At 72.0% G+C, this 25,152-nt stretch carries 22 protein-coding genes; 10 read left to right on the top strand and 12 right to left on the bottom strand.

Going from position 1 to position 25,152, the window contains the following annotated elements:
- Positions 1-138 precede the first annotated feature (138 nt).
- The gene (locus NE235_RS00245) at positions 139-603 is read left to right on the top strand and encodes a helix-turn-helix transcriptional regulator (protein ID WP_406567525.1); all 465 of its coding nucleotides are present in this window, start codon (positions 139-141) and stop codon (positions 601-603) included.
- A 102-nt stretch (positions 604-705) separates the two neighbouring features.
- On the opposite strand, the gene NE235_RS00240 is transcribed toward NE235_RS00245, so the two are convergent.
- Positions 706-1,482: an alpha/beta fold hydrolase gene (locus tag NE235_RS00240; RefSeq protein ID WP_252798576.1), complete on the bottom strand. Its 777-nt coding sequence runs from the start codon at positions 1,480-1,482 to the stop codon at positions 706-708.
- 573 nt (positions 1,483-2,055) lie between these two features.
- Here NE235_RS00240 and NE235_RS00235 point away from each other — a divergent pair.
- Positions 2,056-2,853 carry an AfsR/SARP family transcriptional regulator gene (locus NE235_RS00235; RefSeq protein ID WP_252798575.1) on the top strand — a complete coding sequence of 266 codons (798 nt, stop codon included), beginning with the start codon at positions 2,056-2,058 and terminating at the stop codon, positions 2,851-2,853.
- A gap of 198 nt (positions 2,854-3,051) precedes the next feature.
- Here the strand turns inward: NE235_RS00235 and NE235_RS00230 are convergent, their stop codons facing one another.
- Positions 3,052-3,453, bottom strand: a complete 402-nt coding sequence (locus NE235_RS00230) for a GNAT family N-acetyltransferase (RefSeq protein WP_252798574.1) — start codon at positions 3,451-3,453, stop codon at positions 3,052-3,054.
- Complete coding sequence (purB, locus tag NE235_RS00225; RefSeq protein ID WP_252798573.1) at positions 3,437-4,723, bottom strand: adenylosuccinate lyase; 1,287 nt, start codon at positions 4,721-4,723, stop codon at positions 3,437-3,439. The genes NE235_RS00230 and purB overlap by 17 nt, the downstream gene beginning before the upstream one ends.
- A 362-nt stretch (positions 4,724-5,085) precedes the next feature.
- Here purB and NE235_RS00220 point away from each other — a divergent pair, with 362 nt between their 5' ends.
- From NE235_RS00220 to NE235_RS00200, 5 genes are all read left to right on the top strand, one after another.
- A complete protein-coding gene (locus tag NE235_RS00220) occupies positions 5,086-6,396 on the top strand; it encodes an amidase (protein ID WP_252798572.1) in 1,311 nt (436 codons plus the stop codon).
- Positions 6,393-7,889 (top strand): glutamine synthetase family protein, encoded by a 1,497-nt coding sequence (locus tag NE235_RS00215; protein ID WP_252798571.1) that lies wholly within the window; start codon positions 6,393-6,395, stop codon positions 7,887-7,889. Before NE235_RS00220 ends, NE235_RS00215 begins: the two co-directional genes overlap by 4 nt.
- 42 nt (positions 7,890-7,931) lie before the next feature.
- A complete protein-coding gene (locus NE235_RS00210; RefSeq protein ID WP_252798570.1) occupies positions 7,932-8,726 on the top strand; it encodes a DUF3050 domain-containing protein in 795 nt (264 codons plus the stop codon).
- Between the two features lie 81 nt (positions 8,727-8,807).
- Entirely contained in the window at positions 8,808-9,146 is a 339-nt protein-coding gene (locus NE235_RS00205) for a 4Fe-4S dicluster-binding protein (protein ID WP_252798569.1), read from the top strand.
- Positions 9,143-11,134 carry a hypothetical protein gene (locus NE235_RS00200; protein WP_252798568.1) on the top strand — a complete coding sequence of 664 codons (1,992 nt, stop codon included), beginning with the start codon at positions 9,143-9,145 and terminating at the stop codon, positions 11,132-11,134. Before NE235_RS00205 ends, NE235_RS00200 begins: the two co-directional genes overlap by 4 nt.
- Positions 11,135-11,285: 151 nt before the next feature.
- Here NE235_RS00200 and NE235_RS00195 read toward each other — a convergent pair whose 3' ends face one another.
- From NE235_RS00195 to NE235_RS00170, 6 genes are read right to left on the bottom strand one after another with little or no spacing between them, the layout of a single operon-like run.
- Complete coding sequence (locus tag NE235_RS00195) at positions 11,286-12,035, bottom strand: hypothetical protein (protein ID WP_252798567.1); 750 nt, start codon at positions 12,033-12,035, stop codon at positions 11,286-11,288.
- 29 nt (positions 12,036-12,064) lie between these two features.
- Entirely contained in the window at positions 12,065-13,621 is a 1,557-nt protein-coding gene (locus NE235_RS00190) for an FAD-dependent monooxygenase (protein WP_252798566.1), read from the bottom strand.
- Entirely contained in the window at positions 13,608-15,119 is a 1,512-nt protein-coding gene (locus tag NE235_RS00185) for an FAD-dependent monooxygenase (protein ID WP_252798565.1), read from the bottom strand. The genes NE235_RS00190 and NE235_RS00185 overlap by 14 nt, the downstream gene beginning before the upstream one ends.
- Entirely contained in the window at positions 15,116-16,075 is a 960-nt protein-coding gene (locus tag NE235_RS00180) for an aromatase/cyclase (RefSeq protein ID WP_252798564.1), read from the bottom strand. Before NE235_RS00180 ends, NE235_RS00185 begins: the two co-directional genes overlap by 4 nt.
- Before the next feature lie 28 nt (positions 16,076-16,103).
- A complete protein-coding gene (locus NE235_RS00175; RefSeq protein WP_252798563.1) occupies positions 16,104-17,618 on the bottom strand; it encodes an FAD-dependent monooxygenase in 1,515 nt (504 codons plus the stop codon).
- A 54-nt stretch (positions 17,619-17,672) separates the two neighbouring features.
- Positions 17,673-18,701 (bottom strand): acetylserotonin O-methyltransferase, encoded by a 1,029-nt coding sequence (locus tag NE235_RS00170; RefSeq protein WP_252798562.1) that lies wholly within the window; start codon positions 18,699-18,701, stop codon positions 17,673-17,675.
- A 210-nt stretch (positions 18,702-18,911) separates the two neighbouring features.
- On the opposite strand from NE235_RS00170, the gene fabG reads away from it, so the two are divergent.
- Complete coding sequence (gene fabG, locus NE235_RS00165; protein WP_252798561.1) at positions 18,912-19,697, top strand: 3-oxoacyl-ACP reductase FabG; 786 nt, start codon at positions 18,912-18,914, stop codon at positions 19,695-19,697.
- Between the two features lie 81 nt (positions 19,698-19,778).
- Here fabG and NE235_RS00160 read toward each other — a convergent pair whose 3' ends face one another.
- The 3 genes from NE235_RS00160 to NE235_RS00150 form a co-directional block, all read right to left on the bottom strand.
- Positions 19,779-20,657, bottom strand: coding sequence for an NmrA/HSCARG family protein (locus tag NE235_RS00160; RefSeq protein WP_252798560.1), 879 nt, complete (start codon positions 20,655-20,657; stop codon positions 19,779-19,781).
- Between the two features lie 88 nt (positions 20,658-20,745).
- Positions 20,746-21,474 carry an SDR family oxidoreductase gene (locus tag NE235_RS00155; RefSeq protein ID WP_252798559.1) on the bottom strand — a complete coding sequence of 243 codons (729 nt, stop codon included), beginning with the start codon at positions 21,472-21,474 and terminating at the stop codon, positions 20,746-20,748.
- 57 nt (positions 21,475-21,531) lie between these two features.
- Positions 21,532-21,747, bottom strand: a complete 216-nt coding sequence (locus NE235_RS00150) for a hypothetical protein (RefSeq protein WP_252798558.1) — start codon at positions 21,745-21,747, stop codon at positions 21,532-21,534.
- 232 nt (positions 21,748-21,979) lie between these two features.
- Here NE235_RS00150 and NE235_RS37060 point away from each other — a divergent pair, with 232 nt between their 5' ends.
- Positions 21,980-23,494 (top strand): FAD-dependent monooxygenase, encoded by a 1,515-nt coding sequence (locus NE235_RS37060; RefSeq protein ID WP_289847982.1) that lies wholly within the window; start codon positions 21,980-21,982, stop codon positions 23,492-23,494.
- Between the two features lie 31 nt (positions 23,495-23,525).
- Positions 23,526-25,049: an FAD-dependent monooxygenase gene (locus NE235_RS00140; protein ID WP_252798557.1), complete on the top strand. Its 1,524-nt coding sequence runs from the start codon at positions 23,526-23,528 to the stop codon at positions 25,047-25,049.
- Positions 25,050-25,152 lie beyond the last annotated feature (103 nt).

Here is a 25,152-nt window from a genome sequence, read left to right as displayed (position 1 = left end):
CTCAAGAAGGAGCCGAGAAAGCGTCGAAGGTCGCTGGAGTCGCGGGCCGGGTGAGGGCGGGCGGGCCGGTCCCCGCGCCGACACGGGAAAGGGGGTGACGCCGGTGGTGCTGGAAACCTGTCGGTGCCGCGTGGGACGATCTCGCACGTGACCAGCAGATCCGATTCAGCACAGGCGCAGCACCTGCGTGACCTCGCGCGGCTGCGCCGTGTCCGTGACCGGATCGACCGGGAGTACGCCCAGCCGCTGAACGTCGAGGCGCTCGCCTGCGGGGTGAACATGTCGGCCGGGCACCTCAGCCGCCAGTTCCGCCTCGCGTACGGCGAGTCGCCGTACGCCTATCTGATGACGCGGCGCATCGAGCGTGCGATGGCGCTGCTGCGGCGGGGCGACATGAGCGTCACCGAGGTCTGCTTCGCGGTCGGCTGCGCGTCACTGGGCACCTTCAGCACCCGTTTCACCGAGCTGGTCGGGGTTCCACCCAGCACCTACCGGCGGCAGGCCGCGCGCGCGATGGCCGGCATCCCGTCGTGCGTGGCGCAGCAGGTGAGCAGGCCGCTCAGGCATCGAGAGGCACGGCTCTTGGAGCTCCAGCCGGTGTGACCGGCGCGGAGCGCGCCGTTTCACCGGTGCCGCTCACGCGGGACGCCTCGTTCGTGACGTCATCGCGCAGGCCCGGCTCCATCGCGCAGGCCCGGCTTCGGCTCAGGTGGTGGCGAATCCGACCAGGACGCGGGCGAGGATCTCCGTCTCGATCCGGTGCCATGACCCGGGCAGTTCCATTCCCCAGCCGTTCGGCAGCGCGGTCGCGGTCGCCCGCGCCGCGGCGCGCAGCCAATCGCCGGTGCCGTCGCTGTTGACGACCAGCGTCGGCGTCCGGAGGGAGGCCAGCCGCTCGACCGGGACCTGGAAGTCGCCGCAGATCCGGGTGTCGTACGGGAGGGTGTGGGCGTTCGCCTCGTTCGTCGCCCACAGCGGGCCCTGGCGCCAGTCGGCGATCATCTCGGGCGGAAGGCCCAGCAGTTCGGCGAGGAAGTACTCGGCGGCCGCACCGCGCCGCCCGTCCGCCAGCAGGTCCCGAAGGTGGTCCATGAAGTCGGCCGGGGGCTTCTGATAGCCCTCGACCCGGTAGTACGGCTCGTGCAGTGCCAGCTTGGTGATCGGCGCGCCGGCCATCGCCGCTTCGAGCGCCAGGTTCGCACCGATGGACCCGGCGAACACCACCGCCTGGCCGCCGGCCTCGTCGATCACCGCTTCGAGGTCCTCTATCTCCCGCTCGACGGCGTAGGCGGGGGAATCCCCGCTCTCCCCGCGCCCCCGGCGGTCGTAGACGTAGGTGGTGCAGTGCGGCGCCAGCTCGGGAACGAGGAAATCGAAGATCGTGTGATCGCGGAAAGCGCCGTTGAGAAGCACGATCGGCGGGCCGTCACCCGCCTTCTCATAAGCGATCGTCGTGCCGTCCCGCGAAACGACCTTGCGCATGACGCTCTCCTCACGCCGAATGGATGCGTTCGCGTCGTCAATTTCGCACATGCCGGTTGACGGCCGGTCGAGAATCGGTCACACCCATCGCGTACTTGGCAAGCGTAATGACTTCTGTGCAGCGAGTAGTCAGAGGGCCGAAAAGTCGACAAACCGAGACATTATCAGCCGAGCCGACTCGACAGCAAGACACAAAGCCGCACCCGCGCCGTCCTTGATCATTTACGGCCGGAACCCGCACACCGGAGACGATTCAGCAGGTCAGGACCCAGAGACGGCGCGGCGCCGGCCGGCCAATCGATCCGGTAAGCGCGCTCGATCACGGCCGGATCGGGACACGCCCCGTACGCAACCCGAACACGCGAATCGCCACACAATCCAGGTAACAAAACTATGGCTATGCCAGGCAGAGTCCACCAGATTAGTCTCTTATGCCCCGGTTCAAACCCTAGATGCACCGTTCCCGGCACCTTTTTCCATATGTGACATTCTCACTGGAAATTTGAGCCGTCCTAGAGGCATGCTCAGCGGGACAGAGATCCGCCTGTTACACGAGGGGTATGAGGAGACGGCATGAACCGGGATCCCAGGCCGCTGAGCATCGGGCTGCTCGGCCCCCTGTCCCTGCGCCTCAACCAGACGCCGGTGAGGACGAGCGCGCCCAAGCAACGTCAGGTCCTGGCGGTGCTCGCGCTGAATGTGGGCCGGGTCGTCACGGTACCGACGCTCATCGAGGAACTCTGGGCGGACTCCCCACCGCGCAGCTACGCCACGACGTTGCAGACCTACATTCTGCAGCTGCGGAACGCACTCGCCGCCGCGAACTCCGGCGACCCGGACGCGCGGCAGATGCTGAGCACCCACCACAACGGTTATCTGCTCGAGGAGGACGCCTGCCGGACGGACGTCGAGGTGTTCGACCGCCACGTCCGTGCCGGCCGCGGGGCCGCCGAGGCGGGTGATCACCGGCTCGCGTCAGAGGAGTTCAATCGCGCGCTCCAGCTGTGGCGCGGCCCGGCGCTGGTGGACGTGCGGATGGGGCGTGTCCTGGAGATCGAGGCGGCCTCGCTGGAGGAGAGCCGGCTCGGCGCGCTCGAGCGGCGTATCGAAGCCGACCTGGCCCTGGGACGGCACGCCGACCTGCTGGGCGAGCTGACGCTCGTGGCGGCCAGGAACCCGATGAACGAGAACCTCTGCGCGTTCTTGATGACCGCTCTGTACCGCGCGGGGCACGTCGGGCGCTCGCTGCAGGCCTTCCACCGGCTCCGGTCCGTGCTGAACCGCGAACTCGGGGTCGAGCCCTGTCCGAGACTGCAGCGCCTGCAGGCGGCCATCCTGTCGGGGGATCCCGCCCTGGTGCTCCAGGGCTGAGTACGACCGGGTCCGGGAGCCGAGCCCGAAGAGGACAGGCCCACGGGGTCACCGCCGTAACGACGTCGACCGAGGTCGATGAACGGCGGGGCTCCGTGGGCCTTCGGCCGTCGGCGGGCCGGTACGCGCGTCGCCCCGGGATGCGGATGGCGCCCAGGGCGGCTCGAACCGGCGGACCGGGAACGGGAGCGTACGGCGCTACGGGTTCAGCACCCAGGCGGAGTCGTGCCGGCTGAAGCCGATGTGCGGATAGTATTCCGTCGCCGCGGGCGCCGACAGCAGCACGATCTTGGCCTGCGGCGCCTCTTTGCGGGTCGCGTCGATGAGCGCCCTCCCGATCCCGGCCCGCTGGTGCGCGCGGGCGACCGCGATGTCGGAGAGGTACGTCACGTAGGAGAAGTCCGAGACGCTGCGCGCGATGCCCACGAGCGCGCCGTCGATCCGGCAGGTCACGACGAGGTTGGCGTTGCGCACCATCGCCGCCATGCGTTCGATGTCCGCGATCGGCCGGCGTTCACCGAGTCCCGAGGACCGGTAGACCTCCAAGACGTCGTCCAGGTCCAGCTCGGCGCCGTTCTCGCGCTTAATGTCCCAGGTCACGCAGGGCTTCCAATCGCTCGAAGATGACGTCATGGTGCACGAGGAAACGCTCCGGCCGCAGCGGACCGATGTCGATCCCCTCGGCACCGAGAAGAGTACCGAGGTCATCGCCGCCGGAGATCGCGCCGTTCGCGGCGGCCTGGATCGCCCGGTAGGCACGTTCGCGCTCGGTGCCGCCCTCCAGGAGGTCGGCCAGCACCGCGGAGCTGTACGCCAGGCCGTTGGTCCGGTCGATCGCGGCGCGCATCCGGTCCGGGAACACCTCCAGGCCCGCCACCAGGTCCGCGGCGGCGGTCGCCTGGTAGTGCGCGACGATCAGCGCGTCCGGCATGGCGACCCGCTCGACGGACGAGTGGGACAGGTCCCGCTCATGCCAGAGCGCCACGTCCTCCAGCATGGTGCCCGCGTACCCGCGCAGCAGCCGGGCCAGCCCGGTCAGGCGCTCGCCGGTCGTCGGGTTGCGCTTGTGCGGCATGGCGCTCGACCCCTGGTAGGCGGCCGTCCGGGGCTCCTCCACCTCGCGGACCTCGCTGCGCGACAGCAGCCGGACCTCGATGGCGATCTGCTCGACGCAGGCACCGAGCGTCGCCACCGTCTGCAGGAGCTGGGCGTGCCGGTCGCGAGCCACGACCTGGCTCGGCGCGGGCTCGACCCCGAGGCCGAGCTCCGCGCACACGTACTTCTCCACGAAGGGGTCGATCAGCGCGTACGTTCCGACGGAGCCGGAGATCGTGCCCACCGCGACCTCCTTACGCGCGGCCTCCAGCCGGCGTACGGAACGGTCGATGGCGAAGGCGAACCCCGCGAGCTTGTGGCCGAACGTCGTCGGCTCCGCGTGCATCCCGTGGGTGCGCCCGATGCAGACCGTGTCCCAGTGCTCCACCGCCCTGTCCGCCAGCACGCCGCGCAGCCGTGCCGCCGCCTGGAGCAGGAGGTCGCAGGCGCGGGCGAGGGTGTGCCCGAGGGCGGTGTCCACGAGGTCATAGCTCGTCATGCCGAGGTGCACCCACCGAGCGGAGTCGTCGGGGATGTCCTCGCAGAAGGCGGCGAGGAAGGAGAGGATCTCGTGGTCGCGCTCCCGCTCGAGCTCTGCCACCCGCGCCGCGGCCGGCACCCGGGCACGCCGGATGTCGGCCAGAGCGGCCTCGGGGACCCGGCCGAGCAGCGCCTGCGCCTGAGACGCCAGGACCTCCACCCTGGTCCAGGTGGCATAGCGAGCCTGATCAGACCACAGCTCCGCCATTTCGGGCAGCGAATAACGGGAAATCATGATCGCAGTGCCTCCGAAATCATAACCGCCTGATCGAAAGAATACCGATTCGCTCGGCACGGTGCATAGCACGCTTTCGCCGGTACGCGCTTTTTCTCCGTGCGTGCCGTCGTTCGACTGCTGATTCCGCGCAGTTGAACCGGGCGGACCCGCCGACTCCCGGAAATACTTATCCGAGGTTGCCGCACCCGACCTGTTCTCCGGCGTCCGCGACTTGCACGGCGTTCCACCGGCGTCATGTAGTTGGGTCCGTGTCAGTCTCCACCGCCACCGTAAACAGGCAGCCGATCTGCCGCAGCATTCATGAAACACGACAGTTGTTTCTCCAGGGTCATTGCACGGTCGCCGAGCACGTGCGGTCCGTGCTCACCGCCATCCGCGAGACGAACGCGGGCCTCGGCGCCTTCGTCGCGGTCGCCGACGATCGCGTACTCCGGGAGGCGGAGGCGGCCGACCGGCTCATCGCCGACCTCGGCGCGGCCGCCTTCCGCGACCGGCCGCTCCTCGGCGTGACGATCTCGGTGAAGGATCTCATCCAGACGCGGGACCTCCCCACCAGGCGGGGTTCGCTGCTGCCGAACCGCCGCGCCGCCGCGGACGCCCCCGCCGTCGCCCGCCTCCGGGCGGCGGGCGCGATCGTCGTGGGGAAGACGGCGACGTCGGAGTACGGCTGGAGCGCGAGCACGGTCAGCAGGGTCGCCGGTCCCACGCGTAATCCCTGGGCGCGTGACAGGTCCGCGGGGGGCTCGAGCGGCGGCTCCGCCGCCGCGGTCTCGGCCGGGCTGTGCACCGCGTCGGTCGGGACGGACGGAGCGGGCTCGGTCCGCATTCCCGCGGCGTTCTGCGGCGTCGTCGGGTTCAAGCCGTCCTTCGGCCGGATCCCGTACGTGCCGCCCTGCGCCGAGCGGCTCTCGCACGTCGGGCCGCTCGCCCGGAGCGTGGCCGACGTCGCCGCGCTCACGTCCGTGCTGACCGGGCCGGACCGCCGCGACCCGGACTCGCTCACCCGCCCGCCCCTGCCCGGGGCACGGCCCGCCCCGCTGCGGATCGGCTGGCTCGAGTTCCCGCGGACCTCCGGTGAGGTGCGCCGGGTGACCGAGGACGTCCTGCCGGCGCTGACCGGGCTGGGACACCGCGTCGACCGTGTCGACGTCCCCTTCCCCGACCCGTACGCCGCCCTGGTGGACGTCCTCGCCGCCGCCGAGGCGAGCGGCACGGCGCCCGAGGACGAACAGTGGTGCGACGAGGGCCGGCTCGCGGTCGTACGGTACGGGCGCTCCCTGAGCGGCGCGGCGGTCATGCGCGCCGAGGAGACGCGGCTCGCGCTGCGGGCCAGGCTGGCCGCCGTGATGGAGGACTACGACCTCCTGGCGATGGCGACGGTCCCGGCCGAGCCCTTCGCCGCCGACGCGATCGCCCCGCCGTGGGCCGCCGCCCCGGACGACCTGCTCTGGCTCGCGTGGTCGCCCGCCACCTACCCGTTCAACATCACCGGTCAGCCCGCCCTGTCCCTTCCCGCCGGCGTCACGTCCCACGGGCTCCCGGTCGGGCTGCAGCTCGTCGGCCGGGTCGGCGACGACGACCTGGTCCTCTCGGTCGCCGGCCGCGTCGAGGCGGAACTCGCTCTCACGATGGTGCCTCCCGCCGGGCACCCGAAAGGGGAAAGATCATGATCTCCAGGCCATGGTCCCGGCACGGCGACGAGAGCGGCGTCGGACGCCCCTCGTTCGTGGCCGAGTTCGGGCTCTGGGACGACCGGCAGGTCGCCGCGGCCGAGCAGGTGGAGGTGGCGCTCGACGAGGTCGACCTCGTACGGGTCGTGTTCTGCGACCCGCACGGGCTGGCCCGGTCCAAGACCGTGCCCGCGCACGTCTTCCGCACGGTGCTGCGCAACGGCATGGACTTCAGCGCGGGACCGTTCCTCTTCGACACCGGGCACGCCGTGGCCGTCGACTTCCTCGCCGACTCCGGCGTGGGGGTCGGCGAACTGCTCGGCGCGGGCGACTTCGTGCTCGTCCCGGACCCGCGCACCTTCCAGGTGCTCCCCGGGACCGGGACGAGGACCGCCTGGGTGCTCGGGAACGAGTACCTGCGCGACGGCTCGCCGCACCCGCTCGCCTCCCGTGACGTCCTGCGCCGTGTCTGCGCCGAGTACGCCCGGCACGACCTGGCCCCGGTCATCGGGCTCGAGGTCGAGTGGTACCTCACGCGCCTCATGGGCGGGCCGCCCGGCAACGCGGGGAACGGCTTCGGCCTCCAGGGGCCCGCCCCGGCCGTGGAGGCCGTGAACCCCGGCTACCAGTTCAACCTCGACGCGTACTACGACTCGGTGGCCGAGGTCGCGGACCCGATGGCCGCGATGCTCATGGCGCTCGGCCTGCCGCTGCGCACGATCGAGCACGAGTCCGGCCCCGGGCAGCTCGAGACGACCTTCGGCCCGATGCTGGCCCTGGACGCGGCGGACGCGATGCTGCTGTTCCGGACCCAGGTGAAGCGGTTCTGCGGGCGCCGCGGCTTCCACGCGTCCTTCATGACGCTGCCGCGCCTGGACTCTTTCGACCCCAGCGGCTGGCACCTGCACCAGTCCGTCACGAGCACGAAGACGAACGTCAACGTGTTCGCGCCGGACGGCGGCGCACAGGACACGATCTCTCCCGAGGGAGAGGCCTACGTCGAGGGCCTGCTGTCCCACGCGCGGGAGTTCTGCCTGCTGTCCGTCCCGACCGTGAACGGCTACCGGCGGATGGATCCGCGGTTCACCCTGTCCCCCACCTCGGTGGACTGGCGCTTCGAGGACCGCAGCGCCATGGTCCGGGTGCTCAGCGGCGACAGTTCGACGCACGTCGAGAACCGGATCGGGGAACCGTGCGCGAACCCCTACCTGGCCATCGCCGCCCAGCTCCACGCCGGGCTGGAGGGCCTGGTCGCCGGCCCGCCCGCGACCGGCGCCGAACCTCCGGCGCTGCCGGGATCACTCCGCGAGGCGCTCGACGCGTTCCGCGCGAGCGGCGCCGCCGAGGACCTGCTCGGAACGCCGCTCAAGACCTGCCTGACGAAGCTGAAGGAGAGCGAGGCGTCGCGGTTCGACGCGTGGTGCGCCGCGGAGCGCCCCGCCGCGGACCAGGTGACCGAATGGGAGCACCGCGAGTACTTCGGCGTCTTCTGAGCACCGCGGCCCACCGCCCCCGTAATGAAAGGAAGAAGCGTCATGTCTCGGTACGAATGGGGAGAGACCAATCCCGCCATCGAGAGGCTCAAGGACTCCATCGAGCCCGCCCGTCAGAAAGTGGTCCGCCACCCGCTGTATCACCAGCTGAACAGCATGGACGCGGTGGTCGCCTTCATGGAACACCACGCGTTCGCGGTGTGGGACTTCATGTCGCTGCTCAAGTCGCTGCAGCGCACGCTGACCTGTGTCCAGGTGCCCTGGGTGCCGTCCGGGCCGACCGGCAGCCGCAGGCTCATCAACGACATCGTCCTCGTCGAGGAGAGCGACGAACTCGGAACCGGCTTCATCAGCCACTTCGAGTTGTACCTGCAGGGCATGCGGCAGGCAGGCGCGGACACGACGCGCGTCGACGCCTTCCTCGATCTGCTGCGCACCGGCCGGCCGGTCCTGTCGTCGCTCAAGGAGGCCGGCGCGCCGGAGCCGGCGGCCGAGTTCGTGGCGACGACCTGGGAGTTCATCGAGAACGCCCCGGTCCACTGCCAGGCCGCGGCGTTCGCGTTCGGCCGTGAGGACCTCATCCCGGACATGTTCGACCAGGTCGCCGCACTGAACGCGGAGTACGGCGCGCTGTCGACGTTCGTCGACTACCTCAGACGGCACATCCAGGTGGACAGCGAAGAGCACACGCCCATGGCGATGCAGATGCTCGCCGACCTGTGCGGCGACGACCACGGCAAATGGGCGCAGTGCGAGGAGACCATCAACCTCGCGCTCGCGGCCAGGACACGGCTGTGGGACGGCATTCTGGGGAGAATCCTCGAGCGCTCCCGCTGATCAGGCCTGATTTCAATTCCTCCGGGTCCGCGCCGGAAACGGGCCCGGGACGTCGCCAGAGAACCGAGGTGAGAGCACGACATGCCGTGGGCGAAGGAGATCACCCCCGCAGCGAGCACCGGGCGCGCCCAGCGAATCGCGCAGCGAGCCCGTGACGGCAACTGGAAGAAGCCGCCCCGTCGCATCGAGGCGTCGGAATGCATCACGTGCGACACGTGCCTGCGTAACTGCCCCCCTGAATTCGGGGCGATATTCGATCGCGGACTCGACGTCGTCATCATCCCCGAACTGTGCTCCGGCTGCCCGGTGTGCGTGATGGTCTGTCCCGTCGACTGCATCTACGTGGATGAGGACTGGACCCCCACCGAGGCCCAAATGTGGGACCACATCGAGCTGACCGCCGAAGGAGAGCCGCGATGACCCTGCCCATCGAGCGGGACACCGGCCTGTCCCGTAAGGCCGCGCTGGCGAAGGCGCGGCAGAGCCGCCGGCCCAGCCGGCTCGGCCGGCGGGCCGGAACGGCGGCCGAGCCGGACTACCCGGTGGCCGAGGACGCCGGGTTCCCCGGACTGCTCACGCTGGTCTGGCAGGAGGCGGTCGCCGCCCCGGACCTGCCCGCGGCCGTGGACACACTGCTCACGCTCGCCGGGCACGTCCCGGCGGACATCCAGCTACGGGCTCTGCCCGTCGCGGACGAGTGCGCGCTGAGAGTCCTGTTCGGCAGATCGTGGCGGCAGGACGGGCGGACCGCCGGACCGGCCGGCGACGGCCGCGGCGCCGGCCGAGCGGCCCGCGACGTCAGGGCGGCCGGCGATGCCGCGGCGGCTCACGACCTCCGGGGGGCCGGCGACGTCGAGGCGGCGTTCCTCGGCGAGATCGGGCTGAACGCGAGCGGCCGGGTCGTCCTGCGCGTCCCGTCGAGGGGCCCGCTGTCCGGAGAGGAGGATCTGGTCGGCGGCGTGCTGCGCGTGCCGTGGTCCGCCCATGCCCTGGCGGAGTACCAGGCCGAACTCGCCCGTGCCACCGCGGGGGCGCGCGACTCGGTCGCCGACTGCCGCGCATGGCTGGCGGCGGCCGGCCGCGACGGCCGCCGGGACATGCTGGAGACCTTGAAGGAGGCGGCCCGCCGGACGGCACCCTTCGTGCTGTACTCCGGGGACCGGCAGTACACCAACTTCCGCGACCGGAACACGCTGACCGGGAAGACGCTGTGGCCCGGCCATCCCGACTGCGCGCTGAGCAGCCTGGCGACGGTCCCCCTCGAGCTGTGGTCGGACAGCGACGCGCTGATGGTCGCCTGCCTCACCCTGCTCGTGCGGTCGGCCGGATTCGCCCGGATCGAGGAGGCCAACGGGACACAGCTCACGATCGACCACGTGGCCCACCTCCTCGAGCGGACACGCCTGGCCTACAACGGCGTCCCCGGCGGGCAGCGGGTGCCGCCCGCGCCCTCGAACCGGGTGGCGGCGCTGAACGACCTCGCGGAGGCGGTCGCCCGGCGACGCCGGGAGATCACCGCGAAGGTCCGGCTCTACCGTGAGATCCACGGTCCCCTGATGCACAAGATCGAGCGGATCGCCGGCGCGCCCGCCGACGAGGCGCGACGGCTGGAGGCTGACCTGTGCGCGCGCGTGCGCGACAGGCTCCCGGTCACCGGCGGCACGCTCGACGAACTGGGCGCCGGCCTCGAGGAGGCACCGGGGTGGCTGGCCGAGCCGCACGGCGGGTTCGCGACGGGCCTGGAGTCCCTCGTCTACGAGACCGTCCGCGCGGCGGCCGCGGCGTTCGACGCCGACTTCGCGATGAGCCGCGGGATGCGGTCGCTGACGGCCCTGACCACGGCGCTGCGCGAGCGGCGGTGGCCGGAGATCGCCGCCTGGGACCTCCCTCACTTCTTCTGCTGCGTCGTCCCCGTGCCGGAGGCCCGCCGGTACTTCGCGGACTCGCCCGCGCGGCTGGCCGACACCGCCTGGTCGATGTCCGCTCGAATGCAGTACAACTCGTGGCACTTCCTGGTCGGCAACCTGCCGAAGGTCCCCGAGATAGCCGCCCGTGACTACTTCGTCCCGCCCACGATCCCGGACGTCGCGTACTACTCCGACCAGCACCACCACGGCCACGTCGCCGCCAAGGTGCGCTTCAGCATCCGCAGCCCGCAGGCGGTCGAGGTGATGGGCCGGACGTTCAACGGCTTCGTCGACCTGCGGCTGCTGCGCTGCGAGGGGCTGCCGTTCGACGAGCAGGACCTGCTCGCGGCCCATCGAGCCTCGGGCTTCATCGCGCGGGCGACGAGCCTCGCGGCCGGGCTGGCCGCCGACGGCGCGGACCTCGACATCACGGCGTTCGACTCGCGCTGGCACTGGGAGAAGATCACCGGGCGCCTCCGCGGATCGGAGGATCCGTCCTGAGAGGGTGCGGCCGGACTCTGCCGTCGGCGGGGTCCGGCCGCCTGCCCGCCCGCCGGTGGCGATGCCCTCCCCGGACGGACCGAGGTCCGGTCGTGGGACCGCTCCGCGCGGGCGGCCCACGACCGGACGTCGAGCGGCGTCGCCGGACCGGTCAGGTCGCGGCGGGCTGCGGCGCCGACCGGGTGTGGACGACGCGGTAGGTGTTCCAGTCGGCGGCGGTGATCAGCGCGTTCCGCCGGTCCTGCGTCCTGCGCCGCGCGGCGGGCTGCTCGTCCTCGGCGAGCGCGCGGAACGCGTCGTAGGACGACTTGCCGTCCCACTGCGAGTAGACGACCACGAAGTCGTTGTCCGTGCCGATGGCCGCCAGGCCGCCGCCGGGGCCGGTGCCGTCGGGGCCGCGGGACCGGATGCCGCGCAGCACGGTCTGTGACCGGTAGCCCGGCACGTCCACCAGCCAGTCGTGGGCCGCTCCGAGCACGCTGACCAGGTCACTCTGGTCGGCGGGCTGCACTCCGAGGATCTCGATGACCGTGTAGTCGTCGCGGTCCGGTGAGATCTCGGTGACGTCGCCCTGCGCGGGGTGCGGCCGGCTGGACTCCACCTCCGTCTGCATCAACCGCATGTACGTCGTGATCTGCTGGAACACCGGCACCGTGTGGTGCTTGAACTCGGCGCCGTCGTACCGCGACTCCAGGTCCTGCCGGCCGCGCCACTGGATGAAGTTCGCGGTTCCCGCCCTCTCCTCCCCCCGGTGCACGGTGCTGGAGATCCAGCCGGGGAAGGCCGCGGTGTCGACGATGGCCCGCATCTCGTTGACCAGCCGGTCCACGCGTTCCGGCGCGTCCGTCTTGAACAGGTTGAGGACCGTCAGGTACCCGTCCTCGGGGTCGATGAATGGCATGCTCTCCTCGCATCCTCCGATTACCGTGCCTACGGCCGGGCGCCCGCCGCGGCGGGCGTCACGCCGTGGTGACCTTCGTGGGGCCGGCCGAACCATCGGGTCAGGGCCTCCGGCAGGCCCGCCGCGCCGGTTCCGCCGGAGCCGGTCGCGCCCGGGCTGGTCGCGCCCGAGCCGATCCACGCGATGTAGCCGTCCGGGCGCACCAGCGCGGCCTCGACGTCCGCCAGCGCGCCGTGCGGTCGGGACTCCGTGGTGACGACCTCGATCCGGTCCGCCCACGGCGCGGCGGCGGCGCGCACCTCGTCGTCACCGGCCAGGTCGAGGACGACGCCGCGCCCGGCGTTCAGGAGCCGGAGGGCGCGTACCGTGCCGGACGGCGCGAAGTCGCCCGTGAGCTCGGTGTCCGGCAGCCGCCGGCCGAGCAGCGGGTGGTCGCCCGGCCCGACGTCGTACCGGATGTCCAGGCCGGTGACCATGCCGACCAGCAGCCGCTGGACGTCCTCGTAGGCCAGCAGTTCGGTCATGACCGCCCGCATCGGGTCCATCTCGTCGCCGCCGAGGTACAGGATGCGCTGGGCGAGGGTGTTGGCCAGGATGCGTGCGCCGACGGGGTGCCGCTCGGTGTGGTAGGTGTCCAGCAGGTCCGCGGGGGCGTGCCCGTTGATCGCGGCGCCGAGTTTCCACCCGAGGTTCACGGCGTCGCCCACGCCCGCGCTCATCCCCTGGGCGCCGATCGGCAGGTGGATGTGCGCGGCGTCGCCGAGCAGGAAGACCCGCCCGCGGCGGTACTCCGCCGCCTGCCGGCTCGCGTCGGTGGTCCAGCTCGTCCACAGCGGCGTGGCGCCGCCGATGTCCTCGCCGGTCAGCCGGTTCCAGGCTGCGGCGATCTCCGCGAAGTCGGGGGCGCCGTCGCCGCGCCGCGTCCCGGCCCGCTCGTGCAGGATCACGCGGTTGATCCCCGGGCCCAGCGGCAGCACCATGACCATCCCGCCCGGAACGCGCTCGCCGGAGAAGCGCGGCCGCAGGTCGCAGCCGGCCACGTCGGCGAACCACAGCTCGATGGCCGGGTCGGTGCCGGGGAAGCCGACGCCGATCGATCGGCGGACGGCGCTGCGCGCGCCGTCGCAGCCCGCGACGTACCGGGCGCGCAGGCGTTCGCCGCCCGCCGGCGTGACGACGTCCACCTCGACGCCGTCGTCGTCGCAGGTGAGCCCGGTGACCTCGCACTCCCGGCGCACTTCGGCGCCCTGCTCGGCGGCCCACCCGGCCAGCACCCCCTCGGTGAGGGACTGCGGCTTACCCCGCGCGCCGTACGATCCGCCCTCGATGACCCGGTAGTCGATGGGCAGTCCGCCGAAGTGGCCGAACGGGATGGTCTGCAGGTCACCGAACCGCGGCAGCAGTCCGCGCTGGTCGAACTCCTCGATGGCGCGTGCGGAGAACCCCAGGGCGCGCGACTGCCTCATCGGCTCGGCCAGCCGCTCGAGGACCACGGCCCGGACCCCGGCCAGGCCCAGCTCACCCGCGAGCATGAGCCCGGTGGGGCCGGCCCCCACGATGACGACGTCCGCGTCAAAGTCTCGCATCGTCCTTGCCTCCTTCCACGCGCAGCAGCTTCGCGAGCGCTCGGTCCAGGTCCTCCTCGCCGTCGCCGGCCCAGGCGACGTAGCCGTCGGGCCGCAGGAGGAGGGCGGTGATCCCCGGGAGACGACCCTCGTGCGCGGTCGCGCGGATCGTCGGGACGGCGAACCGGCCGGGGCCGTCAGGGGTGTCCCTGAGCCGTACGCGGTCGTCAGGGGTGTCGCTGAGCCGTACCGGGTCGTCAGGGGTGTCCGTGAGCCGTACGAGGACGGGCTCGGTGCCCGTCGCCCGCAGCGGACCCGACTCCGTCCGCAGCCGGAGGTCCGTGACGCGCCGCCCGGCCAGTGCGGATCCGGGCGGGCCGTACCGGTCGTCGAGGTTGGCGGCGACCCTGGCCAGGTGGTCGCGGACCTGGCCCAGGCCGGTCAGCTCGGCGAGCACCGCGCGCAGCGGCTCGATCTCGGGACCGCCCAGCAGCAGGAACTCCTGGGCGGCGACGTGGTCGAGCACCCGGGCCGCGACGGGATGCCGCTCGGCGTGGTAGGTGTCCAGCAGGTCCGGTGACGCCCAGCCGTTGATCGTCCCGGCGAGCTTCCAGCCCAGGTTGACGGCGTCCTGGAGTCCCACGTTGAGCGCCTGGCCGCCGATCGGCAGGTGCCAGTGGGCGGCGTCGCCGGCCAGCAGCACGCGCCCCCGCCGGTAGGAGTCCGCCTGGCCCTGTGCGTTGTCGAAGGCGTCCAGCCAGACGGGGGTCCCGCCGGAGATGTCCTCGCCGGTCACCTTCTCCCAGAGCCGTACGACCTCCGCGAACTCCGGCGGCCCGGTGCGCTCGGCCACTCCCTGGCCGAACGCGTGCGTCATCACTCTCGTGACGCCGTCGCGGGTCGCCGCCACCGCGAACCCGGTCTCGAGCCGTTCGAATCGCCGGTCGCGGATCTCGACGCCCGTCACGTCCGCCCGCAGCAGCTCCTTCGTCGCCGCCGTGGCCGTCACCGGGAAGCCGCACAGCCGGCGTACGGTGCTGCGGGCTCCGTCACAGCCGACCACGTACCGCGCCTCGATCCGTACGCCGCCTCCGGGGCCCCGCACGTCGCAGACGACATGGTCCGGCAGCTCGGTGAGCCCGGTCAGCTCGTGCGCCCGCAGCAGGGTCACGCCCAGCGCCTCGGCGCGCCGGCCGAGGACGGCCTCGGTCCGGTGCTGCGGCACCTTCCAGTTGCCCGCGTGGTCACCGTCCAGGCCGGACAGGTCGAACCCCAGGCCGCCGAAGTGCGCCCGCGGCTCGTGGGCGGCCTCGGCGAGCAGCTCGCCGAATCCGCGTTCGTGCAGGAGCTCGGCGGTCAGGGTGCTGAGCTGGCTCGCCCGTGACTCGGTCATCGGGGCGGCCAGCCGCTCGACGATGACGACCGGCACCCGGGCCCGGCCGAGCTCGCAGGCGAGCAGCAGCCCGACCGGTCCCGCGCCGACGATGACGACGGGCGCGGTCGCCGCGGGCCGGGTCACGACGCCGCGCGCTCGCCGCCGGAGCCCTCGGCGTAGGCCTTCGCGGCGCGCAGGGTGGTCATGCTGTTGCCGCTGAGGGCCGTGCGCACGAACTGCCGCGCGGCCTGAACGTCGGCTCCGGCGCCGAGGACCTCGGTGATGCGCTCGGTGTTGATCCGCACCGTGTGCCGCGACGTCACGGACACCCCCGCCCCGTCGCGCTCCTCGATGAGCCAGCGCCCGGTGTGCAGCGTCATCAGCGCGGGCACGACGATCTGCTTGTACACGATGCTGGTGTACGGCCGGCAGACGCGCACGGACCGCGTGGTGTGCACGGACCCGTCCTTCGTCAGGGTGTCCATCTCGAGGATCTGCAGGCCGGGCGTCTCCTCCTCCAGCGACACCCGGGCGACGTGCGGGAGCCGCCGCGACCAGTGCTGGGCCTCGTTGATGAAGTCGTAGACGTCCTTGGCGCTGCCGTCGACCGTCACCGTGTCCTCGAACGTGATGAGCCGGTCGGGCCCGGTCAGTTCCGCGCTCGTCTTGAGCGCCTGCAGCTCCGACCTGCTGTTCCGGTCGACCGCCCGGTCGATCCAGTCGAGATCGGCGGGATCGTCGGTCGCCGCGAAGTAGTCGTGCAGCAGGCGCACCCGGCACTCGGACGCGGAGAGGGGTTCCACGATCCAGATGCCGCCCATGCCGCCGACCGGATGCTGGGACCGCTCCTGGCGGAAGGAGACGCGCCTGCGCTCCGGGTCGTGCTCACGCCTGGACGTCCAGGTCTTGGCGGTACCGTTCGCGGTCGCCCAGAGCCGGATCAGCTCGGAGTTCCCCTCCCTCTCGACGCACTCGGCGTGCACGGTCGGGGGGAAGACCTCCGGCCACCTGCCGACGTCCTCGATCAGCTCGTACACCCGGTCGGCGGGAGCCCCGACGTTGATCTCGTGCTCCGTCTCACGCACCGCGCTCGCAGCCACGATTCCTCTCCTCTGCGTAACCGAACGTCTAACGGGCGGAGGCCATCGGCTGGGAGTCCCGCGGTTCCGGGAACCCCCGCGCCTCGCCGAACCAGCGCCGCAGCGCCTCGGCGAGCGGGCCCGCGCCCGGCGCCGCCCAGGCGACGTATCCGTCGGGGCGGACCAGCACCGACTCCGTCGCGGCGCCGTCCTCTCCCGGGCCGGCCGGGATGCTCCGCACCCGGATCACGTCGACGCGGTCGGACCACCCGGCGGCGCACCGGGCGGGTTCCCCGGAGTCGTCGGCGGTGATCAGGACGCCCCGCGCCGGGTGGAGCAGCCGCGCGATCCGCGTACGGCCGCCGCCGGCGAGCTCCAGTTCGCGGTCGGCCATCCGCGCGCCCGGCAGCGGGTGCCCTTCCTGCCCGACGTCGTACCGGACGTCGAGGCCGCTCACCATGCCGGACAGGTGACGCGCCACCGCCGGGATCGCGACGAGCTCCGTCATGACGGCCCGCAGCGGCTCGACCGGTTTGCCGCTGAGGTTGAGCGTCCCCTGGGCGCGCGTGTTCCGCAGCACCCGCGCGCCGACGGGGTGCCGCTCACCGTGGTAGGTGTCGAGCAGGCCGTCCGGGGCCTGCCCCCTGACCGTCGCGGCCAGCTTCCAGCCGAGGTTGACCGCGTCCTGCACGCCGACGCTGAGGCCCTGGCCGCCGGCCGGGAGGTGGATGTGCGCGGCGTCCCCCGCCAGCAGCACGCGGCCGCGCCGGTACTCCGTGACCTGGCGCGTCGCGTCGGTGAAGCTGCTCACCCAGCGCGCCCGCCCGCCGTGGATCGACTCGCCGGTCAGCCGCTGCCAGGCGTCCGCGACGTCGGTGAAGGTCACCTGGCGGTTCCGGTCGGGCGGCGGCGTCCCGTTCTCGCAGACGATGATGCGGTGGTAGCCCTGCTCGAGCGGTGCCGACATCACCATGCCGTTCGGCACCAGCTCACCGATCATCCGGGGCCGGATGTCGCAGCCGGTGACGTCCGCGAGGTACATCTCGCGGGTGGCGTCGGAGCCGGGGAAGTCGAAGCCCGCGAGGTCCCTGACGGTGCTCCGCCCGCCGTCGCAGCCCACGAGGTAGGGGGCCGAGTGCTCGTGACGGCCGTCGGGCCCCTGGACGACGGCGGTGACGCCGTCCCCGGTGTCCTCCAGGCCGGTGAGCTCGTACCCGCGGCGCAGCGACACGCCGAGCTCCAGCGCCCAGCCCTCGAGCATCTCCTCGAGCTTGTACTGGGGCACGCCGCGCACGCCGAAGTGCGAACCCTCCAGCATCCCGAAGTCGATCGGGATGCCGCCGAAGTGCCCCTGCCGGGTGATCTCGGCGTTCTCCAGCCGCCCGAGCAGCCCGCGCTGGTCCAGCACCTCGGCCGCCCGTGCGGTGAAGCCGATGCCGCGCGACTCCCAGCTGCGCTCGGTCCGCCGCTCGAATACGGTGACGTCCGCGCCGCCGAGGCGCAGCTCGCCCGCGAGCATCAGACCCGTCGGCCCGGCGCCGACGATGATCACATCAGTGTCCATTTTCCCTCCTCGGCTTCCCGTGGGGCGTCTGGGACCGGTACCGCTCCGCGGGCCTCAGGCGGGCACCGCCTCGATGATCGAGACCGGCGCGGTGGTGGGGACCGCCCCGACGACCTTCAGGCCCGCCTTGGCGAACAGCTCGGTGTACTCCGGCAGCGTGCGCTCCCGGGCGCCGAGGAGCAGGAGGAGCCAGAGGTCGATGATGTTGCCGATGTGCCGCTCGTTGTTCCCGCCCAGCACGTACTCGATGACGAGGACCCGGCCGTCGGGAGCGATCGCCTCGCGCACGTTCTTCAGGACCGCGAGGCACTCGGACTCGGGGAAGTCGTGCAGGATGTGCTTGAGCACGTAGGCGTCCGCGCCCGCCGGCAGCTTGTCGAAGAACGTCCCGTTCTTGACCGTGACCCGGTCCCCGACGCCGGCCGCGTCGAACACCTGCGGCGCGTCCGCGGTCGCGGACTCGGAGTCGTACAGCACACCGTGGGTGCGGGGCGCCCGCGCGAGGATCCCCGCCAGGAGGGCGCCGCGCCCGCCGATGACGTCCACGACCGTGCGGAACCGCGAGAAGTCGTACGCCGCCAGCACCGGATCGGTCTCCGGATCCGACATGCTCCGCATCCCCTGGAAGAACACGGCCGCGTAGTCGGGGTTGGCCATGAGGAACTCGTACGCGCCCATGCCGCGCAGTTTCGGCATGTTGGCCTCGCCGCTGCGCACGGAGTCGAGCAGGTGCCCCCAGTCCTCCCAGAGGAGGGGGTGGCCCATCAGCATGGCGATGCCGCGCATCGAGTCCGGCGCGTCGTCGCGGAGCGCCTCGGCCATCGGCGTGAGCTCGAACCGGCCGTCCGGCCGGACCGCGAACACCGAGTAGCCGGACAGCGTACGCAGCAGCCGGTGCGTCGCCTCGGGGTCGGATCCGACGCGCTTGGCTATCTCCTCCGCGGGCAGCGGCCCGTCGCGGAGGACGTCCGCCACGCCGAGCTTGGCCGCGGCGGAGATCGCCTGGGTTATCACCGCGCCCTGGATCAGATCGAGCAATGAGTACGCGGCGGACTGATCCCGCACCGCAGGCGATGTGGACATGGTTTCCCTCCCGCATTTCCCGACCGCTGGAGGCCGACGATAGATCGGCGCGATTTTTACCCGCTACTTCCGTTTTGCGGTGACCGTCGCGGACGTTCAACCGGAAAGACGCCGCAGTCGAACCGGATCGGATCAACCCGCACTCGACCGGGATTAGAAGAATCCCCGCCAGACTGCCACGGCACCGTATTCACGAAAGGGGCAGGCCGAATGGCGGAGAACGGACAGCAGGTCGCGCTGGTCACCGGCGGGACGAGCGGAATCGGCCTGGCGGTCGCCGAGACCCTCGCGGCTCGCGGCCTCAAGGTCTTCATCTGCGCGCGGAACGCCGGCGCCGTCGAGGAGACGGCCGGCAAGCTCCGGTCGAACGGCCACCAGGCCGACGGCACGGCCGCCGACGTCCGGCGCCCGCAGGAGGTGGAACGCCTCGTGCGCACCGCCGTCGAGCGGTACGGGCACGTCGACGTCCTGGTGAACAACGCCGGCCGCAGCGGCGGCGGTGTCACGGCGGAGATCGACGACGAGCTCTGGTACGACGTCATCGACACCAACCTGAACAGCGTCTTCCTGATGACCCGCGCGGTGCTCCGATCCGGCGGGATGCTCGAGCGCGGCTGGGGACGGATCATCAACATCGCCTCGACCGGCGGCAAGCAGGGCGTGGTGCTCGGTGCCCCCTACTCCGCCTCCAAGCACGGCGTCGTCGGATTCACCAAGGCGCTGGGCCTGGAGCTCGCGAAGACGGGGGTCACCGTCAACGCCGTCTGTCCCGGTTACGTCGAGACCCCGATGGCGCAGCGGGTGCGCCAGGGCTACGCCGCGCACCACGGCACCACCGAGGAGGCGATCCTCGAGCGCTTCCAGGCGAAGATCCCGCTCGGCCGCTACTCCACTCCCGAGGAGGTCGCCGGCCTCGTCGGTTACCTGGTCACCGACGCCGCCGCGCCCGTGACGGCACAGGCCATCAACGTCTGCGGTGGTCTGGGCAACTACTGAGGCCGGGCGCGAACGGTCCCGCTCCTGACGAGACCCGCCTGGACGCGACGTCCAGGCGGGTCTCGTGTGCCGGGTCCGCGGTCAGCGCCGCGGCGCTGCCTCCGGCGGGGTCCAGTGAGCCCGCAGCCAGTCCTCGAGGGTCATGAGGTCCGGTCTGATCCGGCGGAGCCGGGGCAGGTCCGCGCGGTAGCCTTCGCGCTCGAACCAGTCGAACATCGTGGCCAGGTCCTCGCGCACCGCGCGGAGCCGCTCGATGGGCTGCTCGCGATACCGGGTCGGGATGCCGGACACGCGCTCGAACGCCTCCGCCATCCGCGGCCCGGTCAGTTCGTCGCTCGCGATCTCGACCTGGCGGCCGAGCCAGGCCGCCGGGTCCTCGAAGGCGTCCGCGGCGAACGCGCCGATGTCCCTCGTCGCGATGACCTGGACGACGGTCTCCGGGCGGAGCCACAGTCCCAGGACGAGTTCGCCGTCCACGAGACGCGGGCCGATGTCGTGGAAGACGTCGTAGAACATGGTCGGCCGCAGCACGGTCGCCGGCAGGCCGAGCTTCTGGATGTGCTGCTCGATGTTCCACTTGCTCTCGAAGTGCGGGACGCCGCTCGAGCGTTCCGCGCCGCCGACCGAGCTGTAGACCAGGTGCGCCACGCCGGCGTGGGCCGCGGCGTCGGCCACCGCCCTGCCCTGTCGCTCCTCGGTCTCCACCCCGCCGGGCGTCCTGAAGGTCTGGACGCTGAAGACGCCGTGGACCCCCTTCATCGCCGCCCGCAACGACGCCTCGTCGTCCATGTCACCGCGCACGAGCACCGCGCCCGCGTCCGCGAGCGCCCGTGCCGCGGGCGCCCGCGGGTCGCGCACCAGGGCGTGCACGGTCCGGCCACGGCGCAGCAGCTCGCGGGCCACCGCGCCGCCCTGCCGGCCGGTACCGCCGAGTACCAGGATCGTCCCGTTTACCGCCACCGCGTTCCTCCATGTCCACTCGATATCGGAAACTCGCCGGGAGCCGGAGAAGCCGGAATCTCTCCGGGAGCCAGGGGAGCCGCCGGAGTCACCACGGGACGACCCCGTCCTCCGACAGGCACGCCCCCGACGGCCCCGCGTCGTCCAGCAGCGCCAGCCGGACCGCGATCACGGCGCCCTCCGCGGGGGTCCGCCGCCCCTGGTGGTGGTTGATGTCCGTGGCGACCACGCCGGGATTGGCCGCGTTGACCTTGATCGGCGTCCCCCGCAGCTCTTTCGCGTACGCGACCGTGAGGGCGTTCAGCGCGGTCTTCGAGGACTGGTAGGCCATCAGGTTGAGGCCCGCGAACGGGGAGTCCGGATCCGAGTTGAGCGTCAGCGACCCAACGTGGCTCGACATGTTGACGATGCGCCCGGCCTCCGAACGCCGTAGGAGCGGCAGCATCGCGTTGGTCACCGACACCACGCCGAACACGTTGGTCTCGTAGACCTCCCGCAGGTCACCGGCGGTCGCCGCGCTGGGCGCCCCGGTGAAGGCGCCGGCGATGCCGGCGTTGTTCACCAGGATGTCCAGGCGGCCGTGGCGCCGCTCGATCTCGGCCGCGGCGCCGGCCACGGAGGCCGCGTCCCGCACGTCGATCCGCAACGGCACCGCCGCGATGCCGCGGCCCGCCAGCGTGTCGGCGGCGTGCTTGCCTCGCACCTCGTCCCGGGCGCCGACGAGGACGACGTGTCCCCGTTCGCCCAGCTGCCGCGCCACCTCGAAGCCGATGCCCTTGTTGGCGCCCGTGATCAGCGCGATCCTCTCATCCGGCACGTCGGGACTCCCTTCCGTCGCAGGAGGCTCGTCAGCCCGCTCCGCAGGAGGTTCGCGTCAGCCACGCCTCGCCTCTCCGGGATCCGTGCGGTGCCGCGGGCGTTCCGCCGCGCGCTGCCACGGATCCGGCAGCCGGCCCGCCGCGCCGGGACGCGCCCAGCCTCCGCTCCCCCACGAACGCCGCGCCGGCGTGCCGGGAAAAGCGCCGTGCGGTTCGCCGAGCGCTCCGCCTTCGATGACCAGATTGCCGATGCGGACGATGACAGGCCGCATACCGATCCTTTCACTGGGCATGATCGCAAGGCTTCCGCGTTCACGGTGAAGGATCACTCCACAGGCCGGCATCTTCCACATTGCCGTGGAATCTCCCGGGCGTTCAACCGAACCTATTCCGCAGTCGAACGGACCTCACGGAACCGGGCTTGCATTCTCATTGAACCCGAACGCGGAAATGTGTAGCTTGACGCTTCCCATTCTCTGAATACCGCGCGCGGAAGGCCGGAACATGAGAACTGGCGTAATCGTCGTCGGCGCCGGGCCGGTCGGTCTGATGCTGGCCCTGGAACTCCGCCTGGGCGGGGTCGACGTCACCGTCTACGACAGGTCGGCCGCCCCGACCGGGGAATCCCGCGCCCTCGGCTTCAACCGGCGGGCCGCCGAGTCGCTGGACCAGCGCGGGCTGCTGCCCCGGCTGGGCGACTTCAGGTGGGGCCCGATGGGGCACTTCGGCGGTGTCCGGTTCGACCTCGGCATGCTCGATGAGGATCACAGCGGTGTGCTGGGCCTGTCCCAGGCCCGGACGGAGGAGGCGCTGGCCGGCCGGCTGGCCGAACTCGGGGTGCCGGTGCGGCGCGGATACGAGGTGACCGGCTTCCGCGAGACCCCGGATGGTGTCGTGGTCGCCTTCGACGGCCCGGACGGCCGTGGCGAGGACACCGCCGCGTACCTGGTCGGCTGCGACGGCGCGGGGAGCACCGTCCGCGCCCTGGCCGGCATCGACGCTCCCGGCCGGGAGGCCACGCGCGGCATGTACACCGCGGAGATCACCGGGGTCGCCCCGCGCCCGCGGCCGATCGGCGAGCGGCTGCCCGGCGGCAACATGGTCGTGTGCACCCCTATGGGGGACGGCCGCTGCCGCATCGTGATCCACGACAGGAGCCTGCCGCCCCGCCCGGACCCTGACACTCTGACGTTCGCGCAGGTCGCCGACGCGTGGCAACGGCTCACGGGCGAGTCGATCCACGACGCGCGGGCCCAGTGGGTGTGGGCCTGCGGCAACGCCACGAGGCTGGCCGCCGAGTACCGGCGCGGCCGGGTGTTCCTCGCCGGTGACGCCGCGCACGAGATACCGCCGCTGGCGGCGTGGGGGCTGAGCGCGGGCCTGCAGGACGCGGTCAATCTCGGCTGGAAGCTCGCGGCGGCGGTCGGCGGCCGGGCGCCGGACGGCCTGCTCGACACCTACCACACTGAACGCCACCCGATCGGGCGGCGGCTCATCCGGGACGCGCAGGCGGCGTCGATGCTGTACCTCGGCGACGCCGACATGGACCCGTTGCGCAGTGTGCTGTCGGAGCTGGTGGCGTACAAGGACGCCGCCGGGCACCTCGCCGGGATCGTGAGCGGGCTGGGCATCCGCTACGACATGGGCCCGGGCGACCACCCCCTCCTCGGCAAACGCATGCCACCCGACCACGAGCTCACCCTGCCCGACGGCACCCGCACCCGCGTCGCCGACCTCCTGCACACCGCACGCGGCCTCCTCATCACCACCCCTGACAACGACCAGGCCGCACGACTCGCCCACGACCGGGCCGACCGGGTCCAGACCATCACCGCCACCTGGGCCCCCGGCCACGACCCCGCACTCGACACCGTCCTCATCCGGCCCGACGGCTACATCGCCTGGACCTCCCCCGGCACCGACGGCGACCTCACCAACGCCCTCGACCGCTGGTTCGGCACCGGCCGGGGCAGTGACATCGGCGGCGCCGCCGTCGCCGCCCAGCCGGCCGGCCGTTGACCGGCGGCACCGACCGAACGGGAGCGTGAGAATGACAACGGACGTGATAGTCGTCGGCGCGGGTCCGGTCGGGCTGATGCTCGCCGGCGAGCTGCGCCTCGGCGGCGTGGACGTCGTCGTCTACGAGCGGCTGCCCGCCCCGCCACGGGAGTCGCGGGGCGCCAGCTTCACCCGGCGCACGGCCGAGTGCTTCGACCAGCGGGGGCTGCTCGGCCGGCTCGGTGCGACCGAGCGCGCCGACAGTCACTTCGGCGGCGTGCCGATCGACCTCGGCATGTTCGAGGAGGATCACTTCGGAGCCCGGGGGATCTCCCAGTTCCGCACCGAGCGGATGCTGGAAGGCTGGGCGGCCGAGCTCGGGGTGCCGATCCGGCGTGGCCACGAGGTGACCGGCTTCCGCGAGACCCCGGACGGCGTCGTGGTCACCTACGACGGCCCGGACGGCCGTGGCGAGGACACCGCCGCGTACCTGGTCGGCTGCGACGGCGGGCGCAGCACCATCCGCAGGCTGGCCGGCATCGACTTCCCCGGCCCGGAGCCCACGCGCGGGTTCTACACGGCCGACGTGACCGGGATCGACACCCGTCGCCGGCGCATCGGCGAGAACCTGCCGGGCGGCAGCATGGTCATGGCGATGGACCTGGAGAACGGCGTCACCAGGGTCGTCGTGCACGAGAGCGGGATGCCGCCGCGGGACCGGGACTCGCTCAGCTACACCGAACTCGCGGACGCCTGGCAGCGGCTCACCGGCGAGTCGATCCACCACGGGCGGTGCCGCTGGATCAGCTGCTTCACCGACGCCTCCCGGGTGGCCGCCGAGTACCGGCGCGGCCGGGTGTTCCTCGCCGGTGACGCCACGCACGTGCAGCCTCCGGCCATGGCGCAGGGGCTGAGCGTGGGCGTGCAGGACGCGGTGAACCTCGGCTGGAAGCTCGCGGCGGCGGTCGGCGGCTGGGCGCCGGACGGCCTGCTCGACACGTACCACGCCGAACGCCACCCGATCGGGCGGCAACTGGCGCGCAACGCCCGCGCGGCGATCGAACTGCGGCTCACCGGCGAGGAGATGGACCCGGTCCGCAGTGTGCTGTCGGAACTGGTGGCGTACAAGGACGCCGCCGGGCACCTCGCCGGGATGCTGAGCGGGCTGGGCATCCGCTACGACATGGGCCCGGGCGACCACCCCCTCCTCGGCAAACGCATGCCACCCGACCACGAGCTCACCCTGCCCGACGGCACCCGCACCCGCGTCGCCGACCTCCTGCACACCGCACGCGGCCTCCTCATCACCACCCCTGACAACGACCAGGCCGCACGACTCGCCCACGACCGGGCCGACCGGGTCCAGACCATCACCGCCACCTGGGCCCCCGGCCACGACCCCGCACTCGACACCGTCCTCATCCGGCCCGACGGCTACATCGCCTGGACCTCCCCCGGCACCGACGGCGACCTCACCAACGCCCTCGACCGCTGGTTCGGCACCCGGAGGACCACCGGCACCACGGGCACCGCCGGACCGGCCCGGGTACGTCCACCCGCGCTCGACTGCGGCTAAAGATCCCCTTGCCAGGCTCCTCGGGTGCGGCGCAGAGAGGGGAGCGAACGCAATGGTTCGGAACAATGGACAGGCCGTTCTGATCGCAGGCGGCTTCGGTTCT

Source organism: Actinoallomurus spadix (assembly GCF_024055725.1).
GTDB classification, from domain to species: domain Bacteria; phylum Actinomycetota; class Actinomycetes; order Streptosporangiales; family Streptosporangiaceae; genus Actinoallomurus; species Actinoallomurus spadix.
The sequence above is the reverse complement of the archived record's forward strand: the minus strand, read 5'-3'. Positions and strand labels throughout refer to the sequence as shown.

What these genes read in the sequence shown, in the direction of transcription:
- NE235_RS00240 (WP_252798576.1), bottom strand. Translation starts at nt 1,482, where the DNA reads ATGCGCAAGGTCGTTTCGCGGGACGGCACGACGATCGCTTATGAGAAG.
- NE235_RS00235 (WP_252798575.1), top strand. Translation starts at nt 2,056, where the DNA reads ATGAACCGGGATCCCAGGCCGCTGAGCATCGGGCTGCTCGGCCCCCTG.
- purB (WP_252798573.1), bottom strand. Translation starts at nt 4,723, where the DNA reads ATGATTTCCCGTTATTCGCTGCCCGAAATGGCGGAGCTGTGGTCTGAT.
- NE235_RS00215 (WP_252798571.1), top strand. Translation starts at nt 6,393, where the DNA reads ATGATCTCCAGGCCATGGTCCCGGCACGGCGACGAGAGCGGCGTCGGA.
- NE235_RS00210 (WP_252798570.1), top strand. Translation starts at nt 7,932, where the DNA reads ATGTCTCGGTACGAATGGGGAGAGACCAATCCCGCCATCGAGAGGCTC.
- NE235_RS00205 (WP_252798569.1), top strand. Translation starts at nt 8,808, where the DNA reads ATGCCGTGGGCGAAGGAGATCACCCCCGCAGCGAGCACCGGGCGCGCC.
- NE235_RS00200 (WP_252798568.1), top strand. Translation starts at nt 9,143, where the DNA reads ATGACCCTGCCCATCGAGCGGGACACCGGCCTGTCCCGTAAGGCCGCG.
- NE235_RS00195 (WP_252798567.1), bottom strand. Translation starts at nt 12,035, where the DNA reads ATGCCATTCATCGACCCCGAGGACGGGTACCTGACGGTCCTCAACCTG.
- NE235_RS00190 (WP_252798566.1), bottom strand. Translation starts at nt 13,621, where the DNA reads ATGCGAGACTTTGACGCGGACGTCGTCATCGTGGGGGCCGGCCCCACC.
- NE235_RS00175 (WP_252798563.1), bottom strand. Translation starts at nt 17,618, where the DNA reads ATGGACACTGATGTGATCATCGTCGGCGCCGGGCCGACGGGTCTGATG.
- NE235_RS00170 (WP_252798562.1), bottom strand. Translation starts at nt 18,701, where the DNA reads ATGTCCACATCGCCTGCGGTGCGGGATCAGTCCGCCGCGTACTCATTG.
- fabG (WP_252798561.1), top strand. Translation starts at nt 18,912, where the DNA reads ATGGCGGAGAACGGACAGCAGGTCGCGCTGGTCACCGGCGGGACGAGC.
- NE235_RS00150 (WP_252798558.1), bottom strand. Translation starts at nt 21,747, where the DNA reads ATGCGGCCTGTCATCGTCCGCATCGGCAATCTGGTCATCGAAGGCGGA.
- NE235_RS37060 (WP_289847982.1), top strand. Translation starts at nt 21,980, where the DNA reads ATGAGAACTGGCGTAATCGTCGTCGGCGCCGGGCCGGTCGGTCTGATG.
- NE235_RS00140 (WP_252798557.1), top strand. Translation starts at nt 23,526, where the DNA reads ATGACAACGGACGTGATAGTCGTCGGCGCGGGTCCGGTCGGGCTGATG.